Annotated in this window: 17 protein-coding genes; 3 read left to right on the top strand and 14 right to left on the bottom strand. The window is 41.4% G+C overall.

Going from position 1 to position 17,491, the window contains the following annotated elements:
- Positions 1-235 precede the first annotated feature (235 nt).
- Entirely contained in the window at positions 236-1,303 is a 1,068-nt protein-coding gene (locus tag ABDD95_RS08975) for a PAS domain-containing protein (RefSeq protein WP_345951553.1), read from the top strand.
- Positions 1,304-1,379: 76 nt separating this feature from the next.
- Here ABDD95_RS08975 and ABDD95_RS08970 read toward each other — a convergent pair whose 3' ends face one another.
- Positions 1,380-1,766, bottom strand: a complete 387-nt coding sequence (locus tag ABDD95_RS08970; protein WP_345951552.1) for a response regulator — start codon at positions 1,764-1,766, stop codon at positions 1,380-1,382.
- A 114-nt stretch (positions 1,767-1,880) separates the two neighbouring features.
- Here ABDD95_RS08970 and ABDD95_RS08965 point away from each other — a divergent pair, with 114 nt between their 5' ends.
- Positions 1,881-2,594 (top strand): RibD family protein, encoded by a 714-nt coding sequence (locus ABDD95_RS08965; RefSeq protein ID WP_345951551.1) that lies wholly within the window; start codon positions 1,881-1,883, stop codon positions 2,592-2,594.
- 5 nt (positions 2,595-2,599) lie between these two features.
- Positions 2,600-2,977: a hypothetical protein gene (locus tag ABDD95_RS08960; protein WP_345951550.1), complete on the top strand. Its 378-nt coding sequence runs from the start codon at positions 2,600-2,602 to the stop codon at positions 2,975-2,977.
- A 303-nt stretch (positions 2,978-3,280) separates the two neighbouring features.
- On the opposite strand, the gene ABDD95_RS08955 is transcribed toward ABDD95_RS08960, so the two are convergent.
- The 13 genes from ABDD95_RS08955 to ABDD95_RS08895 all read right to left on the bottom strand — a co-directional run bounded on the left by ABDD95_RS08955 (position 3,281) and on the right by ABDD95_RS08895 (position 17,472).
- On the bottom strand, positions 3,281-4,531 hold the full coding sequence (locus tag ABDD95_RS08955) for a class I SAM-dependent methyltransferase (protein WP_345951549.1): 1,251 nt from the start codon (positions 4,529-4,531) through the stop codon (positions 3,281-3,283).
- A 434-nt stretch (positions 4,532-4,965) separates the two neighbouring features.
- Positions 4,966-6,285 carry a Gfo/Idh/MocA family oxidoreductase gene (locus ABDD95_RS08950; RefSeq protein WP_345951548.1) on the bottom strand — a complete coding sequence of 440 codons (1,320 nt, stop codon included), beginning with the start codon at positions 6,283-6,285 and terminating at the stop codon, positions 4,966-4,968.
- A 33-nt stretch (positions 6,286-6,318) separates the two neighbouring features.
- Positions 6,319-6,873 carry a dTDP-4-dehydrorhamnose 3,5-epimerase gene (gene rfbC, locus ABDD95_RS08945; protein WP_345951547.1) on the bottom strand — a complete coding sequence of 185 codons (555 nt, stop codon included), beginning with the start codon at positions 6,871-6,873 and terminating at the stop codon, positions 6,319-6,321.
- A gap of 2 nt (positions 6,874-6,875) precedes the next feature.
- Positions 6,876-7,961, bottom strand: a complete 1,086-nt coding sequence (locus ABDD95_RS08940; RefSeq protein ID WP_345951546.1) for an SDR family oxidoreductase — start codon at positions 7,959-7,961, stop codon at positions 6,876-6,878.
- A 1-nt stretch (position 7,962) separates the two neighbouring features.
- Entirely contained in the window at positions 7,963-8,799 is an 837-nt protein-coding gene (gene rfbF, locus ABDD95_RS08935) for a glucose-1-phosphate cytidylyltransferase (protein ID WP_345951545.1), read from the bottom strand.
- Positions 8,800-8,962: 163 nt separating this feature from the next.
- On the bottom strand, positions 8,963-9,424 hold the full coding sequence (locus ABDD95_RS08930) for a hypothetical protein (protein ID WP_345951544.1): 462 nt from the start codon (positions 9,422-9,424) through the stop codon (positions 8,963-8,965).
- Positions 9,425-9,549: 125 nt separating this feature from the next.
- The gene (locus ABDD95_RS08925) at positions 9,550-10,725 is read right to left on the bottom strand and encodes an acyltransferase (protein ID WP_345951543.1); all 1,176 of its coding nucleotides are present in this window, start codon (positions 10,723-10,725) and stop codon (positions 9,550-9,552) included.
- 116 nt (positions 10,726-10,841) lie between these two features.
- Complete coding sequence (locus ABDD95_RS08920) at positions 10,842-12,233, bottom strand: undecaprenyl-phosphate glucose phosphotransferase (protein WP_345951542.1); 1,392 nt, start codon at positions 12,231-12,233, stop codon at positions 10,842-10,844.
- A gap of 74 nt (positions 12,234-12,307) precedes the next feature.
- On the bottom strand, positions 12,308-13,258 hold the full coding sequence (locus tag ABDD95_RS08915; protein ID WP_345951541.1) for a GDP-L-fucose synthase: 951 nt from the start codon (positions 13,256-13,258) through the stop codon (positions 12,308-12,310).
- A 9-nt stretch (positions 13,259-13,267) separates the two neighbouring features.
- Entirely contained in the window at positions 13,268-14,383 is a 1,116-nt protein-coding gene (gmd, locus tag ABDD95_RS08910) for a GDP-mannose 4,6-dehydratase (RefSeq protein WP_345951540.1), read from the bottom strand.
- 122 nt (positions 14,384-14,505) lie between these two features.
- Entirely contained in the window at positions 14,506-15,297 is a 792-nt protein-coding gene (locus tag ABDD95_RS08905; RefSeq protein ID WP_345951539.1) for a WecB/TagA/CpsF family glycosyltransferase, read from the bottom strand.
- 128 nt (positions 15,298-15,425) lie between these two features.
- The gene (locus tag ABDD95_RS08900; protein ID WP_345951538.1) at positions 15,426-16,259 is read right to left on the bottom strand and encodes a phytanoyl-CoA dioxygenase family protein; all 834 of its coding nucleotides are present in this window, start codon (positions 16,257-16,259) and stop codon (positions 15,426-15,428) included.
- Between the two features lie 52 nt (positions 16,260-16,311).
- A complete protein-coding gene (locus ABDD95_RS08895) occupies positions 16,312-17,472 on the bottom strand; it encodes a glycosyltransferase (RefSeq protein ID WP_345951537.1) in 1,161 nt (386 codons plus the stop codon).
- Between the last annotated feature and the right edge of the window lie 19 nt (positions 17,473-17,491).

The raw sequence follows: 17,491 nt of genomic DNA, 5'->3' as shown, positions 1-17,491 counted from the left end.
TTTTGTGTTACATCCCCCTTAACTCCCTACCCTTCAACCCCTTTCTTTTTCTAAAACGCTGCTTTCAGTAAAGTCGGTCATTAGCTTTCGATTCTATAAAGCACACCCCATTCTAGTTTATTACATAATCTTTTCCTTATATATATAGATATCTATAACACAACCTTCGCCGAAATTTTCCGTATAAGAAGGCAGTTATAAAACTAGCATCAACCCCTTTTTTGTGCAGTAATTAATGGATACTCTGGTAGACATCGCATCATTTTACAATTTCTTACCTACTGCAAGCCTTATTTTACGGCCTGATGAACCCCGTTTTACCATTGAAGCGGTGAATGATGCTTTTTTAGCCGGCACGGGTACCACTCGCTCCTACCTGATTGGCCAAGGTTTTTTCGAGGCGTTTCCGCCCGATAACGAGGATGACGGTAGCCGGACTATGAATATACGGAATGCGTTTACCTATGTATTACAACACAAAAAGCCACACCGGATAAAAAAGCATAGGTATGATCTTTCTTTGTCTGAAGACAATCCGATTGTTGCCCGATACTGGAGTGTTGACACTTACCCCCTATTAAATGATGATGAAACGGTACAGTATATTGTACAAGGGTCTGTAGATATTACAGCGCTGCATATAGCTGAAATAGAACTAAGGCAAAAGCACCAGCAACTTAAACTAAGCAATGAACTTTACGCTTATGTTAACAAAGCAACCAACGATGTTATTTATGACTGGGATATAGAAAACGACCATATTGGATGGGGTGATGCTTTTTTTCGCCTATTTGGCTATGAGGAAGTTGCAAATTTTCCACTGTCTAAGTGGTCGAGCCTGGTGCATCCGGCGGATGTGACTTTACTAGAGAAAGACTTGCATGAGGCATTGCTTGACAGCAGTCAAAATAATTGGAAAGCAGCTTACCGGCTAAAAAGGCTTAATGGCGATTATGCTTACGTGGAAGAGAACGGTTACATTATAAGGAACGAAGTAAACCAGGCGGTGCGGATGATTGGTGTATTACGAGATGTTACTGAAAGCACGCAGTATGTGCGACAAATTGAAGCACAAAACATACAGCTTAAGGAAATCGCCTGGACGCAGGCACATTTGGTTCGGGCTCCCGTTGCCCGAATTATGGGACTAATAAATTTATTTAATGAGCCGGAAACCGAGGAGTGTACAAGAAGCAGACTATTATCGTGCTTAAATAAATCTGCTGCCGATCTGGACTGCATTATCCGGGAGATTGTGGCAAAAAGCGAGGCTGATAATTTTGATGGTAAAAGCTCTAACTAAAATTGATTGGTTGCTATATGTTGGAACAAGTAACCGTTAATTTAACCACCTATTATAAGCGGCCATAATCTATTGTTTATATAAGCGTAACTTTAGATGAACCTTTTTTATAAAGGCAGCGGTTAATTTCTTTTAACAAGTCATCAATATCAAATGGCTTACGTACAAAGCCTTCGGCTCCACAGGTTTCTACAATGGCTTCAATGTTGGGTGCAGTCGAAAAAATAATAACCGGCACATGCTTCAGTATCTGCATCTTTTTTATCTCACGGCAAAGCATATGGCCTTCCTGTTCATTAATCCATTCATCTAATACAATTAAATCGGCATTGTCATTTATCCATTCAGTTACAGGGCGTGGGTTTGCTGCAACTACTTCGTAACCTTCGTCTTCAAGTATAAGTTGTACAATTGCCTGGATGTCGTCACTGTCTTCAATTAAAAGTATACGTTTCTTTGCCATGGTTTAACCGCTCGTATTTAATGAGGAAAATTGTATGCAAAGATAAAATATTACTTCATCATACACACAAGTAATACATGAGCCGTGTTGTTAGCACTAATACGCACTAAACAAATGAAAAAACCATATGTAATTTGCCACATGATGTCTACCGTGGATGGTAGGATTATCTCGGCCAATTGGGGAGATCAACAACTTATTGACACTTATTCAGGCTTTTTTGAGAAATATCACGATACTTTTGAAAGCGAGGCCTGGATGTGTGGCCGCGTGACAATGGAGAGAGATTTTTCGGGAGGAGTTAAACCCGAGCTTATAACGCCCGAACAACCTATTTCCAGAATAACATTTATTGGGGATAAGAACGCGACTTCATTTGCCATTGCAATAGATGCCCACGGAAAATTAGGATGGGACAGCAACACAACCGGAGGCGACCATATTGTTGAAGTACTTACAGAAAAGGTTAGCGATGAATATCTGTACTACCTGCAACGAAAAAGCATTTCGTACATTTTTGCGGGCGAGAAAGAACTTGATTTTGAGCTGGCATTAAATCAATTGGGGGAATTGTTCCCTATAAAAACGCTGATGGCAGAAGGCGGAGGCCATTTGAACGGTTCTTTATTAAACGCAGGATTAATTGATGAGCTAAGCTTATTACTGCTCCCAATTGCAGACGGTACGCTAAAATCGCTCACGACATTTGAGGTAAGTGAGTTCTTGCAGAAAAGTCCGGCCACTTTAATGCAACTTCAAAAAGCTGAACAATTGGAAGATGATGTAATATGGTTAAAGTACCGGTTTAACAAGAAAGACGATAAATAAAAACCATGAACGGCTTCGACGTTAAGATTATCACTTTACCTGATGCAGATACAAACATCGCTAAGTATCTAGCCGACCTGTTTGCTCAAAACTCCTCGCCCTATAACGAGCTTAAGTATGAGATTCAACGCGAGTATCGTTTTAGTGGATCGCCTGAGGTTACTTCCATGAAATTCGACAGGGTGATTTATGACCGCAACTCGGGTGAAGGCAGTTTTAGAGTGGTGCTGGATATCAATTTTACGTTTGGTTGCGAAGACATAAAAACTGAGAAAGAGGATCAGACATCTGAATGGACCTTTGCCATAAATGCTGCTAACCAGGTAATTCATTTTAAAGGCTCCCCTTATATGGACAGCAGAAGCACAGCCGACGAATTTTGATCTTTTTGCGCAAGCCCGAATTTCTTGTTAAATCGTAACTCGAACCGACACATTGGCGCCCTGAAAAGTGGTAATATCGTTTAACTAGGTAATATCTTTCCGGGTGGCAGCAACGAGGCCTATGTTATCGCATAATTGCCGAAACGGGGCTACCGTATGCTTTATAGACAGCACAACCTCCCCTGCTCGCGTACTTGGCTAATAGTATCAAGCGTCAAGACGATATGTTTTCACTTAGGAATTCGTGGTGGGTATTTTTAAGTAAATGCGGAGGATTGTGCTTAAGGATCTGCTTATATTGGTTTAAATCAGCATTGACTGCACTTCATCTAATATTTTAAGAAATGGTATGGCCACTACAAACTTGCAGTTCCACCGTTCAACATAACTTAAGTTTTTTACAATCTCTTCTTTTATATTCCATGGGAAGATCACAATATAATTGGGTTTCTGATCTTCCAGATAATTTTCGTCGACAACCTTGATGTGGCTGGCCGGCAGATATTTGTTTTGCTTATACGGATTGGCATCAACTACAAAGGATATTTGATTATCGCCTACGCCGCAATAATTTAGAAACGTGTTTCCTTTTGCTGCTGCACCGTAACCGGCAACCGTTTTACCGGCCATTTTTTGCTGCAACAAAAAGTTATTGAACATGCTTTTTGCCCTAATGGCTTTCTCCTGGAAATTATTATAATACTCAAGCGTGGTCATGCCTTTACTCGCTTCCTTTTGTAGCAGCGTACGGACGTTGGCTGATATTGCCTTGCTTTTATCATCTTTGTGCTTGGCATAGATCCTCAATGAGCCTCCATGGGTTGGTATCTCATCCACATCAAATAATTCTAATCCCTGCGATTCAAATATTTGCTTTACGGTATGAAACGACAAGTAGGAAAAATGCTCATGATATATGGTGTCGAATTGATTGTTTTCAACCAGCTGCATGAGGTGAGGAAACTCCATGGTAAGCACGCCGTCGTCTTTTAAAACCAACTTCAATCCGGCAACAAAGTCTAATATGTTGGGCACATGTGCCAATACGTTGTTTCCAATCAACAAATCGGCTTTTTTTCCATCTTTTACCATCTCTCGGGCCAGCTCTGTCCCAAAAAACTCTATAATGGTTTCAATGCCTTTACTTATGGCTACCTGGGCCGTGTTGCCGGTTGGTTCGATACCTAAAACAGGTATGTTGTGTTCTTTAAAATACTGCAGCAGGTATCCATCATTCGAAGCAATTTCAACAACCTGAGAAGCAGCGTTAAATCCAAATCGGTCAATCATGCTCTCTGTATATTGCTCTGCATGCTTTAACCAGCTGGACGAATATGAAGAGAAGTAGACATACTGATTATCAAATATGGTGTCACATTTTTTGTACTCTGCTATTTGCACTAAAAAACAATGGTGACAAGTGTAGACCTTTAGTGGATAAAACGCTTCGGGCTGGCCAAGCTGCTCTTGTGTAAGAAACGAGTTAGAAGCAGGGGATTGCTGAAGATCGATAAAAACGTGTGAAAGCTTTGTTTTACAAAATCTGCATTTCATGATTTGGATTGTTTGTTGTTAAACAAATAAGGATTACTTAACCATTCAAATAAAACTACACTGCAGAAAGGCTTATCAAAATAGGGAAACCTTTTTGCGATTCCAGCTAAATATGACGTCTTCGTATAAAGTTACTGAGGTATTCGAGCTAATCACTTATTAACCCATGGAGGCGGAAATGTATTGAAAGACTTTAAAGGCTATTCGAACTAATTGGTTTTAGGAAGAGCATGGGGCTGAAAATTATTAATTACCCATGTCTTGGCTACCCTAAAATTACATACATATTTGAAAATTATTGCCCTTTTAATTCATTGTGTAATAGATTGAGCATATGTGAGAAGAGATCATTACAAATCCACAATGTATTAAGATCAGGCATCGGTACTAACACGTTCAGCATTCATAACACCTCATGCCCATGCTGTTAACTTTTAGCTGTTAACATGATTTATTAATTCATGTTGGAAGTAATTCTTCTGTTCGCTTCTAAGTCTGTCAACAGTTCTGCCGACAGGTAAAATAACATCTTTGTAAGTAAGAACTTGATCTTTAGGCACATCGTTTTTTAATATGCAATTCTCTGCCACACCTATTGGTAGCAAGTCCTCCAGTTCCACGACGTCAGCATTTTCACATAAACCGTATGTCATATAATGTCCTATTCCATCAATTATATCACCGGCTTTCAGATCCTGTTTTGCAGCGGCCACAACTTCCACGTAAGGCTTTCCAATAGGTGTTAAGGCAGCGTCGTTAAAAAGTACAGCCCTTGCAACCGTTTGCGGAACTTCGAAATGGCATAAATGGTAAGGCGTATAAAACAAGTACAACGGGCCTTCACCCAATTTATACAAGTTAAGATAATGACGTTGTACCGGATCATCATGTGTTCCTAAAACAAACACACCCGGACCAGGCTCAGCGCCAACAACATAATCCACAATACCCGCACCTTCCAGTAGTTTTTCAATGGGGTAAACATTCGCAATATCCTTTAGCGGGGTGCCAGTTGGTACTGTAGGGCCAAGCATACCGCGCCTGGCAACCTGCATACCGGTACCATTAGCTACAATGGCCTGTTCAAACGAAATTTTGCTACCATCGGCAAAAGAAGAAACCATTGCTGGTTTTTGCCCCCATTTTTTGGCAAAGGCCTCTTGTGTAGTTGGGTTACGGTACGGATCATGAAGCCCCTTGATATTGCCGCATAAAACGGGCTTCACCCCTATGGACTTTACAAACCGGTATAAATTCATTTGAACACCGGGCTGGTCGCCATCGGCATTGGTGTACACCACGCCGGCTTTATCGGCATATACTTTAAGTATCGGGCCAACGGTTCCGTCCACTTCGGCATCCATCAAAATCAAATGCTTTTTGTTTTCGATAGCGCATAACGCCACGTTAACACCAAATTCTACGGCTCCTGTAACTTCTATTATAGCATCAATGCCTTCGGCCTGGCAAAGCAACATAGCATTATCGGTTGTGCTGCATACGCCGTTACGTACATTTGCTTCCAGCTCCGATACTGTATTTACCTCCTGTGCATCCAATACGCCTGCTTGCTCGTAAATCTGCTTCGCTTTTTCCGGATTACGGTTTGAGATTGCTACCAGCACTATACCGGGCGAATAATTACAAATTTGGAGCGCTATGCCCTTGGCCATAAAACCGGCCCCAACCATAGCAACCTTTATAGGGTTGTTTTCGGCCTGGCGCTTTGCCAGCGCCGTATCAACTATTATCATTTAAACCTTGTATTTTTAATAACTGATGGAATTCTATTGTGAACCCCATGCGAGTACCCTCTCATCAAACCGTGCATGAGCCTTGTCTTTCTCCGAAACGAGTACCGGCTTAAAGGGCCAGGAAATACCGAATGCAGGATCATCCCAACGGTAGGCCCGTTCGGCAGTGTTGTGGTAAAACTGGGTTACCTGATAAGCAACCGCTGTACAATCTTCAAGGGTTAAAAAACCGTGCGCAAAACCTTCGGGTACGTAAAGCATACGGTAATTCTCTGCACTTAATTCCACCCCTATCCATTCCTTAAAAGTGTTTGATTCGGGACGCAGATCTACTATAACATCGAATATCGAACCGCTTGTACATCTCACAAGCTTGGTCTCGGCATGAGGCTCATTCTGCATGTGCATGCCACGTAAGGTGCCGCTTATTTTGTTGAAGCTGACGTTAGATTGCACCAGGTTTGTATTCAAAGCATGTGCTTCAAACTCGGTTTTACAGTACGACCGTGCAAAAAAACCACGTTCATCCTCCAAACGATTTATATCTACTACAAATGCACCTTTTAATTTCGTTTCAGTAAAAATCATAATTAAGCTGCTTTAACTTTAGATGATGAAGATTCAGCTGTCTTGCAGGTCCATTCCAGTTTGTGATTTATCAGATCCTGATCCTGAAGATGCGTTAGGACCTTCAACCTCATTGATAATGAGTTTCTAAAATTATTATCAGCAAAGTTCATGGCAAGTAATCCCTCATGCAGCTCTTGTATCGTTTGTTGAAGTGTATAACGCGGCTGATGATGGGGCGCTAACAACTTAAATAGATTAAAATCTACCTTATAAGATCTTTTATCTGGCAGTGTATCCGGATTAAAGGTTACTGTAGTTTCAGGAATTACTTCTGCAACTGTATACGCAATTTGTCTTACCTGGTAGTTCCACTCATTGCAACCGGCATTAACAGCTAAAAACGTTCCGCTGCTATCCGGATTTCTACTCACAGCCCAATCAATTGCACGGGCCATATCTTTGATATGTATCAGTGGTCTCCAAGGGCTGCCATCACTCAAAATACTTATTTTGCCTCCCGCTACAGCTCCGGCCACAAAATCATTTAATACTAAATCTAACCTCAAACGGCTGCTCATGCCACAAGCAGTGGCAAAGCGCAGGCATGTAACAGTGAAACTGTCATCGGCTAAGGGTTTCAAGTCCTGCTCGGTCAGCGCTTTTGAACGTGCATATGCAGTGAGTGGATTTAGTGCCGATTGCTCGGTTTGGGGGCCGCCTTCTGCAGCGCCGTACATGCTGCAGCTCGACGCAAATATGAATGCCTTCACACCAGCAGCTTTTGCCGCCTTAGCTATGGCAACGCTAGACTTATGGTTCACATCCATAGTCACTTCTTCGTATCGGGTACCCATTGGGTCATTAGAGATGGCTGCCAAGTGGACAATTACATCTACATTATGCAAAACCTCCGGCGACAATTTCCTTACATCGCCAAATACCTGCATATCCAATTTATTTTCGGGTAATGTGGTTGTGTTAGTTAAACAAGAACCAAAATATCCCATATCACATCCAATTAACATTGCACTCGGATAGGTTTCCCGCAGCTGACTTACCACAGCGGGACCGATATAGCCCATGTTACCTGTAATCAGTATTTTCATTTTAGTTAAGGATTGTATCTAAGACTAATGTTAAATAGAAAACTTTTTGCATTTGGGCTTTAAGCATATGGAACCAAGGGGCTTTACCAGATTGCCAAAGTTCCTCCAAGATGGATTTGTCTCTTAAAGTATCCATAGGTTGCCAGAAACCGGTATGCCGATAAGCCGATAACTCGTGATGCTGAGCAAGATATTCAAGCGGTTCATGTTCCCACATCACATCTTCTGCTGGTATGTAATCAAACACTTCAGGCTCCAAAACAAAGTAACCTCCGTTAATCCAGGGCATATCAGAGTGATTGGGCTTTTCATGAAAACGGTTAATCTGGTTTTCGCCGGGCTGCAGGTTAAAAACTCCAAATCTGCCGGGCTGCTGCACGGCGGTTAACGTCGCTAATCTGCCTTGTGCTTTGTGAAATTGTATTGATTCAGCAATATTTATGTTGCTTACGCCATCGCCATAAGTCATACAGAAGGTTTCGTCGCCCACATAATCTCTGATTCTTTTCAGCCTACCGCCGGTAAGCGTGTTATGTCCGGTGTATACAACTGTTACACGCCATGGCTCCGTTTTGTTGTTGTGCACCTGCACTGTATTTGCAGCCATATCAAATGTCACATCTGAATTATTGAGGCAGTACTGGGCAAAATATTCTTTTATAACGTGGGCTTTATAGCCGGTGCAAATAATAAAATCGTTAATGCCATGGTAAGAATAGATTTTCATGATGTGCCAGAGTATTGGCTTGCCACCAATAGTGACCATGGGTTTGGGAAGGACGCCTGTTTCTTCGCTTATTCTTGTTCCTAAACCTCCCGCAAGTATTACTGCTTTCATAATTTAAGGTTAAGTGGTTTTATAAATGGTTTTCTGTATAAGAATGTATGGGCTTTCAGGATAGAGCGCTGTGAGCGCAATTATATTTTGAAGTAATACAGCGGATATTAACTGTATTATTATATGCTTTAAAGGGATTTGAAACAACTGGGTCGGCCACTTACTATAGATTTTTAAGCCCTGATTTATTTACAAAGCTATAGGGCTCAATTTTACCGAAATCGATCTTGCTAATGCTCCAGTCGGGTGTATAATCGGGGGTTAAAACCCACGATCGGGAAACCTTAACTATTTTATTTTTACCTTTTACCAAGGCGGCATCAAAATAAGTTAAATATTCGCCTAAAGAATCTACATCGCCCTGTGATACACAGTTTCCACTTATCATTGCTTCTTCTGGCGTAAATACAGCCCCACTGAAGTAAGCGCTCCTACCGGTGGCATTTAATATATAAACCGAAGACTCTACCAGGTAAATGTCTTTTTTGGCATCGCTGCAATAAACTTTTTTAAGGGTTTCATTTTTATACAACACTGCAATACCATCTTTTTTATAAAGCACGGTTTGCGCCAGGCAAATACCCGCAAATAAATTAGCAATCAGTACTAAAATCAACGTTTTCATTTTGGCTATTTAAGGTTAAGGAGATCGGCTGTATCTGCAATGATTGGGGCGCAGCCTGAGCGGCTAGCGATATCAAAGCATTATAATTGGGCTATAGTAAAGACATAAAGGCAGTGAGACGGCCTTTAAGCAACCCTTATAGTGTACCTGGATAGCAAATGGATTGCCTTTTTGCCTAATTTGGCGGCAGGCAATTCTACCAGCTTATTAAAAATGGTTGATAAATAAAGCGAAAGCACCGTACCAATACCCAAAGCAAGCTCAAAAGGCGCTGTCGGCATCAATTTGTATACTACGTATAACACGGGTAAATGAACAAGGTATAAACTGTAAGATACCTTACCAAGTTTTAACAGCGGCTTTGACTCTACCCAATGTTTTGTACCGGCAACAGCAATAGCTGCCACCATTAAATGAAAAGAAGCGATACTGGTTAACCAGTCACTAATCAGGAAACTGTATTTGAGTATGGCACCAGCCCCCAACACATGCAGTACACTGAAAGTAAGGTGCGATGTAGTGTAAACCAGCAAAGCTGTAACTAACATAGCATTCCTCATTAGCTTGGGTATAGACCGATATTTACTAATGATAAACGATTGGTAACGGGCTAGCAATGCCCCTAGCAAAAACATGGAGAAATAATGACAGGTGTATACATAACTATTGTTGTAACCAGCCGAAGGATTAACGCCATGTACTATTGCAAAACCAGCTAACACACTTACCAATAAACTAAGGCAAATTACGATACGCCAGTTAAGCTTTAAGATAAGTAACAACACCGGAAATAAGATGGCCACCCTCATTTCATGCACCAATGACCAAATAACGGTGTTTATAGTATCGGTTTTAAAGTTTCCGACCAAAAGTATATGGTCAACTAATAAACTGTTTGAGTAAGTAAATTGCCACTGCGACTTCAAAAAGTTGTTGTAATGCACAGGTGCATTGTCTTTAAAAAATGTGTAGAGCACTAAGCTTAATAATACCGCTACTATGTACGGAATATATATACGAGCTACCCTCCCAATGAGGAAAGACTTGTACTCAAAACTTTTATTTGCATACTGGTAAGTTAGCACATAGCCGCTTAGCAAAAAGAAAAACACAACAGCCTCATGCGACGAGCTTATAATGTGCAAAGGAGTTTTGTCAAGCCAAAAATTACCATTTGGGAAAATACTAGCCAAAACATGGCCCAGCAACACTGTGAGCGACGCTAATCCGCGCATAGAATCAAGTGTTTTGATCCTGCCTTCATGAGGTGCTGCTTGTACTTCACCTAAGGTATTCAACATGATATTTGTATTTGACTGTTATGAGGCTACCTTATTGGGTACAGTATGCATAAACCGCATTTTTGTATCAGGCAACTCTGTTTAATCTCGATAGAAAAAGCAACTTTGTGGACATGCTAAAAAGCATTTTGTTCGCTTTTAAAAATATTGGCTACGGTATAAAAAATAATCTTAAGATCAAGACTTACGGACCAGTTTTCCAGGTACCAAATATCATGTTCTACCCGTTTAGCCATTGATTCGGTTTCACGCGTTTCGCCTCTGAAGCCATTCACCTGCGCCCATCCGGTTATACCGGGTTTGAGGTAGTGCCTAACCATGTACTTATCTATTACATTGCGGTAGTGCTGCGTATGTTTAACCATATGTGGCCGCGGCCCCACAATGCTCATATTACCAAGTAATACGTTAAAAAACTGCGGAAACTCATCTAAACTGGTTCTGCGCATAAACTTGCCTATGGCAGTTACCCGACTGTCGTCTCTGCTGGCTTGTTTATGGTCCGCCTCGTCATTAACCCTCATACTGCGAAACTTATAACACCAAAATTCACGGTTATTTTTTCCGCTTCGCAACTGCCTGAACAACACAGGACCGGGACTTTGTATTTTAATTATAATAGCTAATATTGGATACAGCCAGCTCAGAATAAAAACAATTACAAGAGCGCTAAAAACCAAATCAAACACCCTTTTAACAAAACGGCTGTTCATTTCCTCAAATGGCTCGGTGTTGGCGTTTATAACCGACAGATTACTGATGTGGTTGTATCGTTGAAGCTGTGGAAGTGATTCGTTAAAATGCGGAACCAGTTTTAACCTAACGCATTGGTTATGCGCTTCCACCAATAACGTATCTATTTCACTTGTCTTCTCTGGCGATACTGCTACATACACATCGTTTATGCCATTATCAGCTGCATTTTTAATTTGCTCACATGTTGCTACCAAACTCATTGGAGTTTCGTTGACTATCAAGCAATCATGCTGGTCTAAAAAGCTTTTTAAATCGTACCTGGCGTGAGTTCTACGCAAAAAATTAGCTAGTTGATCACTCGTTTCAGATATACCAACTAAGGCTATCGGTTTTTTAAACCTAAATTTCAGCTTTAATATGGGCTCTACTAAACGGTACGTAAGCTGACTGCACAATAAGTGTATGTTTAGCAGTAAATAAAACAGCAAATAAAGCGCAACAGAAACCTTTACCTGGCTGGTTATTAATATGTAAGCTGCAAAAAAAGTAAGGTGTACCAAGCCACACTTCCACCTTAAGGCAAATAGTAATTTGGAGCTGTAAACTGTTTTTTTGTGGTATAAATGCATAAAGTTAGCATTTAAAACCCACAGCAGGTTATTTACAAATAATAGTTGCAAATAATAGTCGGCCGAAAAATTGTAGTGTATTGAAACGGTAATGTGGTAAGCAATTATAAAAGCAATGTTAATACATACAAAATCAACAGCAGCTAAGATGATACGTAGTGAGTATAAATAACGGTTCTGCATTAAATTTGAATTTAAATTGTAAGCAATTCAATTATCTACTATCCAACTGTTCAATGTATTGCATTTAGCAACCGCTAAGCCTCAAGGGCTTGCGGTTGCTGATATTTGCTTAAAAAGTCGTTGTACGCTACCCTGATACCATCTGGCAACTCAACAGTATGCTTCCACCCGCTGTTGGCAAGTTTGGATACGTCCATGAGTTTACGGGGGGTACCGTCTGGCTTGGAAGTATCATAGGTGATGTCTCCTTCAAAACCCACAATTTCCTTGATCATTTCGGCGAGTTCTTTAATAGACAGATCCTCTCCCACCCCTATATTGATAACACCAGGCTCATTATAGTTTTCCATCAGATAGTAGCAGGCATCCGCCAGGTCATCGGCAAATAAAAATTCGCGTTTAGGTGTGCCAGAACCCCATATGGTTACTGACTGAGCATCGTTTTGTTTAGCCTCATGAAATCTACGGATCATAGCTGGTAATACGTGCGAATTTTCAGGATGGTAGTTGTCATTAAGCCCATACAAATTAGTGGGCATTGCCGATATGAAATTGCACTGATATTGAGCCCGGTACGCATCGCACATTTTTACGCCTGCTATTTTCGCAATGGCATAAGGCTCGTTAGTGATCTCAAGCGGACCGGTCAGTAAGCTATCTTCACTCAAGGGCTGCGGAGCAAGCTTTGGGTAAATACAGCTCGATCCTAAAAAGAGGAGTTTCTTTACGCCGGTAAGGTATGCGTTATGAATAACGTTATTTTGAATTTGCAGATTTTCATATAAAAAGTCGGCGCGGTAAATGTTATTGGCTACTATGCCACCCACTTTTGCGGCCGCTAAAAATACGTAGTCAAACTGTTGCTCTTCAAAAAACGCTTCAACATCACCCTGCCGTCTGAGATCTAACTCGGACGATGTACGGGTAACAATATTAGTGAACCCTTCCTTTTCTAATTTACGATGGATGGCAGATCCTACCATGCCTCTATGGCCCGCTATAAAAATTTTTGATGCTTTTTGCATATGCTTAAATTATTCGTATTGGTTTTTGATAACGTAGCCTGAGTCTTTCAGCAGTTTTTCACGTTGGAACAGGTCTACGTCCATGGCAACCATCTCGGCCACCAAACCTTGCAGGTCATACTTCGGTTTCCAGCCCAGCTTGGTCATTGATTTAGTTGGATCACCAATCAGTAATTCTACTTCCGTAGGACGGAAATACTTAGGATCTACACAAACTACTTCAAGGCCTTCAGGCAACTGGTAGTCTGGGTTTGAACAGCTTACCACGTAACCTTTTTCCTCTACACCTTCGCCTTTGAATTCAACCTCGATACCCACTTCAGCAAAAGCCATGCGCACAAAGTCGCGTACATAAGTGGTTACACCGGTGGCTATCACAAAGTCTTCAGGTGTTTCCTGCTGCAGGATCAGGTACATTGCCTCCACATAGTCTTTGGCATGTCCCCAGTCGCGCTGTGCATCCAGGTTACCCAGGTAAAGCTTGTCTTGCAAACCCATGGCTATCTTGGCTACCGCACGGGTAATCTTACGCGTTACAAAGGTCTCACCCCTGAGCGGGCTCTCATGGTTGAACAGGATGCCGTTACAGGCATAAATGCCGTAGGCTTCCCGGTAGTTGACCGTAATCCAGTAAGCATACAGCTTGGCTACGGCATAAGGGCTTCGGGGATAGAAAGGCGTCGTCTCACTTTGCGGAACGGCTTGTACCAAACCGTAAAGCTCTGAGGTGGAAGCCTGGTAGATGCGGGTCTTTTTCTCTAATCCTAAAATACGGATAGCCTCCAGCAAACGCAGGGTGCCGATACCATCGGCATTGGCTGTATACTCGGGCGTATCAAAGCTTACCTTAACATGGCTCATCGCACCCAGGTTATAGATCTCATCAGGCTGTACCTGCTGGATGATGCGGATCAGGTTGGTCGAGTCAGACAAATCGCCGTAGTGCAAAACCAGGCTGGGATGTGGTTCATGCGGATCCTGGTACAGGTGGTCTATCCTATCGGTGTTGAACAACGATGAACGGCGTTTGATGCCATGTACTTCGTAGCCTTTTTCCAATAGTAACTCCGTTAGGTAGGCTCCGTCCTGACCTGTAATGCCTGTTATCAGCGCTTTCTTTTTCATAAATTATAGGGGATTTTTATTTTTTTTGAGAATGTTGTATAAAGCGCCGCAAGCAAATACTACAGCCGAGGCGTCAAAAATCGTATCGGTACTTTGGTGGGTTAAGCACCTGTGTTGGCTCATTAATGTTTAGATAAAGGATGTTTAGAAACGTTAGTTCCTGAGCTGAAAATTCTTTTGTATCTGTTAGCCAGCTTTATTTTTTTGCCTAGCAAATGCAATGTGAATACCGGCCCATAGTATAAGTACCTTCTCCACATCCTGCGAGGCTCCAAAATAAGACGGCCAAACCATTCCAAACCTAACGATATCCACATTCTGGCGGGGCGTTTAACGGTACCTGCATAAAAGTCGAACACTGCTCCTATCGAGCCAATTACCTTTGTATTAAGCAGCTGCTTGTTGGTATGAATCCACTTTTCCTGCTTCGGTGCAGTCATACCAATAAACAAAACATCCGGAGCATGCTGATTAACCGCAGCAATCATTTTTTCGCTGTCTTGTTCATCAAACACCGCCTTATACGGCGGAGCGTAAGTATGTACACTTATGTTAGGGTACTCCTTTTGAATGCGGTCCTCAATTTTCTTCAGCGTAGCTTCAGAAGATCCAAGATAAAAGCATGAGCCGCATTCCTCGTTAAGTTTAGTCAGCAAATGCTGGTGTAAATCAGCACCGGCTATTTTTTGGATTTTCACATTTTCTAAAAAAAACGATGCGAAAACCATCCCTACTCCGTCGGGCAATAACATGTCCGATCCCATTAAAGCTTCTTTAAACTCATCGTCCTCTTCTGCAATGCAAAATGAATATTGATTTATCGTATTTACAATAGTCTTATCTTGAAAAGAAAGATCCATCAAGGAACCATTAAATAGCGGATAACCCATGCAAGGAGTGGAAGAATTATTCATAGCAATATTTGTTAGGTTTATAATAGGTGTTTATTGACAACGGTTAAGGGAATAAGAAGGCTTACAGTGTTCTTATAAAAAGCCAACTGCCTTAATGGTCTCTAAACCGAGACCCTGGTACAAATGGCTTATAATAACCTTGCTGCTTGAGATTTTAAAAGCGCGATAAAGTTTTTTGCCTGCAGGTATCTAAACAGGTATTTTGCTAAATGTTTAAGTAATCCTCTATGGTGTTCGGCAACTCTTTTTGTAGAAGTAAAGTTCATCACATCAAACCTTTCACTATTAATTAGTATGAGCTTTTTAATGTGTTCGTCTATATTCACAGAATTGGACTGAAAACCGCTTGGCGGTCTTTGCTGCAAATTTGTATTGCGGTATCTTAGAACGAGTGCGTGTCTTCTAAAATTAGAAATGTTGCCGGAAGCGTGCCATGTAAGGCTGTCAAGAATAATGAATTCTCCTTCAAACAAGTCAATCTCAACAAGCTTTGCATCAGCAGAAATCTCTTGGGCAGAAGCCAACACTTCACTGTCATTATAAATATCAACACCTCGGTGCCTAAGGTCCTGAGGGGTCAGCTTAAACTTGTGAGATGACGAAATAACTTTTATACATTTCTTACACTCTGCACTGCTTAAGCCTATCCATACGGTCAGCCCTTCCCAACCTGTATGTTCAACGTCAACATGCCAATCGTGTGCTTTATCCGCATGGCCTATCAACTGACTGCCAGACAGCAAGATATTATCACCAAGCAGGAGCTTCATTTTTTCTAATATCTCATCGCGAAGCGCAACGCTGGCTATTGTTTGGTTGGTTACATGCCGCTGTCTGTTTTCTGAGTATTGCAGCTCGAGTGATATATTGTCTAACGGGAATAAACGTTCGCCTTCCCCTTTTTTTAGTAGCGGATATGGGCCCGCGTACCCTTGTTCCAGGATATCATCTAAGTACGACATGACTGAATTAATTAGTGTGAGTACATTTCGGGCGGCCAATAATAATGGTGTATCAAGAGCTTTGATTTTCGCTAATTGCCTGATTATAAATATTGATCAGTTGTTCGTAGTTATTGTCGGGCGTATAATATTTCATGTACGTGTTGACGGCATTTTCGCGAAACTTATGTTTCTCGCTCTCTGCATATTTATCCCAAAGGTTTATAGTTTTCCTCAGGCTTTCGGCATTGCCAGGTTCAAAATGAAGCCCGTTTACACCATGGCTTATAAGAGAGGATGCAGCACCAATATTAGCAGCAATAACCGGGGTTGATACCGCAAAAGCTTCGATAATTGTAAGCCCAAAAGTTTCGTACCATATTGATGGGAATATTAAAGCGGTACATTCGCTCATGGCTTTTGAAATATTTTCTTTATCCTGAAAGCCAATGTATTTGATATTAGCATTCACTTTTGTTGCCGCTAACACCTGTTCTTTATAAGGACCATCGCCGATGATGTTTAATGAAAGTGACGAATTAGTAAAGGCATCCATTAATACCTGTATACCCTTTTCATCACTCAGGCGCCCTACGTATAAAAACTCATTGTTTCTGATACTATGAGCCGATTCGTTATGCTCCGTAAAGTTGGGCTTAATAACCAGTTGAGCTTGTTTAACTGATAACTGACTTTCTTCTATTAGTTTTTTAGAATAGTCGGTCAACACAATAAAACGGTTAACCAATTTCCACACGCCTAAGGTATGGTTTAGCCATATGGTAGCTGATAACCACATGGTTAACAGTGCCGAGCCTTTATAAACCCTGTTAAAAACCGCATTTAACGGAAATGTTGTTTTAAGACTGCGCAGGTACAACTTGCCTTTGCTAAAAAGTGTACCCGACGGGCATATTAAGCGATAGTTGTGCAGCGTGTAAACTACTGCGGCACGCTTCTTTACTGCATACAGCACCGATGTAGATCCTGTAAAATGCAAGTTGTGAATGTGAACAATATCTGGCTTAAACTCGCTGATTTTTTTCTCTGTTGCGAGGTATGATTTGATATTGAACGGCAACTGCAGCAGATTAAACAGCGGTACCGAGTTATTTGAAAAAAGCAAAAGCTCTACCTCATTGCCCTTTGAGCGCAGCAAATCGAGTTCTTTGGCAACCGTAACATCTTCGCCTCCCAGGTAATGGTAGGCACAATGAATCAATAAAATGCGCATATGTGTGTTTTGGAGTTAA

This window comes from Mucilaginibacter sp. PAMB04274, assembly GCF_039634385.2.
Taxonomy (GTDB): domain Bacteria; phylum Bacteroidota; class Bacteroidia; order Sphingobacteriales; family Sphingobacteriaceae; genus Mucilaginibacter.
The sequence above is the reverse complement of the archived record's forward strand: the minus strand, read 5'-3'. Positions and strand labels throughout refer to the sequence as shown.

Coding starts and splice junctions, on each gene's coding strand:
- ABDD95_RS08975 (WP_345951553.1), top strand. CDS start 236: ATGGATACTCTGGTAGACATCGCATCATTTTACAATTTCTTACCTACT.
- ABDD95_RS08970 (WP_345951552.1), bottom strand. CDS start 1,766: ATGGCAAAGAAACGTATACTTTTAATTGAAGACAGTGACGACATCCAG.
- ABDD95_RS08965 (WP_345951551.1), top strand. CDS start 1,881: ATGAAAAAACCATATGTAATTTGCCACATGATGTCTACCGTGGATGGT.
- ABDD95_RS08960 (WP_345951550.1), top strand. CDS start 2,600: ATGAACGGCTTCGACGTTAAGATTATCACTTTACCTGATGCAGATACA.
- ABDD95_RS08955 (WP_345951549.1), bottom strand. CDS start 4,531: ATGAAATGCAGATTTTGTAAAACAAAGCTTTCACACGTTTTTATCGAT.
- ABDD95_RS08950 (WP_345951548.1), bottom strand. CDS start 6,285: ATGATAATAGTTGATACGGCGCTGGCAAAGCGCCAGGCCGAAAACAAC.
- rfbC (WP_345951547.1), bottom strand. CDS start 6,873: ATGATTTTTACTGAAACGAAATTAAAAGGTGCATTTGTAGTAGATATA.
- ABDD95_RS08940 (WP_345951546.1), bottom strand. CDS start 7,961: ATGAAAATACTGATTACAGGTAACATGGGCTATATCGGTCCCGCTGTG.
- rfbF (WP_345951545.1), bottom strand. CDS start 8,799: ATGAAAGCAGTAATACTTGCGGGAGGTTTAGGAACAAGAATAAGCGAA.
- ABDD95_RS08930 (WP_345951544.1), bottom strand. CDS start 9,424: ATGAAAACGTTGATTTTAGTACTGATTGCTAATTTATTTGCGGGTATT.
- ABDD95_RS08925 (WP_345951543.1), bottom strand. CDS start 10,725: ATGTTGAATACCTTAGGTGAAGTACAAGCAGCACCTCATGAAGGCAGG.
- ABDD95_RS08920 (WP_345951542.1), bottom strand. CDS start 12,233: ATGCAGAACCGTTATTTATACTCACTACGTATCATCTTAGCTGCTGTT.
- ABDD95_RS08915 (WP_345951541.1), bottom strand. CDS start 13,258: ATGCAAAAAGCATCAAAAATTTTTATAGCGGGCCATAGAGGCATGGTA.
- gmd (WP_345951540.1), bottom strand. CDS start 14,383: ATGAAAAAGAAAGCGCTGATAACAGGCATTACAGGTCAGGACGGAGCC.
- ABDD95_RS08905 (WP_345951539.1), bottom strand. CDS start 15,297: ATGAATAATTCTTCCACTCCTTGCATGGGTTATCCGCTATTTAATGGT.
- ABDD95_RS08900 (WP_345951538.1), bottom strand. CDS start 16,259: ATGTCGTACTTAGATGATATCCTGGAACAAGGGTACGCGGGCCCATAT.
- ABDD95_RS08895 (WP_345951537.1), bottom strand. CDS start 17,472: ATGCGCATTTTATTGATTCATTGTGCCTACCATTACCTGGGAGGCGAA.